This is a genomic window from Acinetobacter sp. YH16053 (genome assembly GCF_013417035.1).
Classification (GTDB): domain Bacteria; phylum Pseudomonadota; class Gammaproteobacteria; order Pseudomonadales; family Moraxellaceae; genus Acinetobacter; species Acinetobacter towneri.
Map to the genome: position 1 here is coordinate 1 of NZ_VPEP01000167.1, position 1,012 is coordinate 1,012.

Sequence of the window (1,012 nt, forward strand, 5' to 3'; positions counted from 1 at the left end):
TTTTTCTTGAAAATTTCCTGAATAATGGAGGAACCACGCCAACTAGAATGGCGGCAACCCATAAGCTGATGGAAATGGGGCTTTCAAACAGGATGGAAATTTCACCATTGGTAATGGAAAGGGCACGACGAAGGTTTTGTTCCATCATATCGCCCAGTACCACGCCCAGGACAAGCGGTGCCATAGGCACATTCATTTTCCGCAGGAAATAACCAATCACGCCAATTCCAACCACCAGCATCAGGTCAAATGTGGTGGCATTAATCGCATATACCCCGATAAAGCTGATGGATAAAATACCAGGCACCAGTAACCAGGAAGGGATGGATAGCATGGATGCAAATACACGTACCATAGGGATGTTCATTAAAAGCAGCATGACGTTGGCAATGAACAGGGAAGCGATCAGACCCCATACCAGCTGGGGTTGGGTATCAAACAGGACCGGCCCGGGCGTGATGTTGTAAAGGGTCAGCGCACCCATCATGACCGCCGTTGTACCGGAACCGGGTACACCCAATGCCAGCATGGGAATAAATGAACCGGTTGCTGCGCTATTGTTGGCGGATTCGGGGGCTGCAAGGCCACGCATGTCTCCTTTGCCGAATTTGGCATCGGGATCTTTGCTTTCAATCAGTTTTTTTTCATTGGCATAGGCAACGGCAGAGGCGACACTGGCACCGGCGCCCGGCAAAATTCCAATGAAGAAACCTAAAAATCCGGCACGAACCGTACTCCACCAGGTAAGTGCCATTTCTTTTAAATTGAATAGCTTGCGTTTGCTTTTGGGAACATCAATGGATACACCGCTAAGCAGGTTTTCAAGCATTTGCAGCATTTCTGAAACCGCAAAAAGGCCTATCACCACCACCACGAAATCAATACCATCGGCCAGATTGGGCAAATCAAAGGTATAACGGTAAACGCCAGAGTTGGCATCCACGCCAACAGTGGCAATTGCCAGGCCAATCATGGCAGCCAGAATCCCTTTGACCGGTTGTTCACCCAATAG

1 protein-coding gene is annotated in these 1,012 nt (G+C 49.0%); it reads right to left on the reverse strand.

What is annotated here, in order from left to right; all coding sequences use genetic code 11:
- A partial coding sequence (locus tag FTV43_RS15860) for a tripartite tricarboxylate transporter permease (protein ID WP_179995875.1) occupies positions 1–1,012 on the reverse strand: 1,012 nt, incomplete at both ends.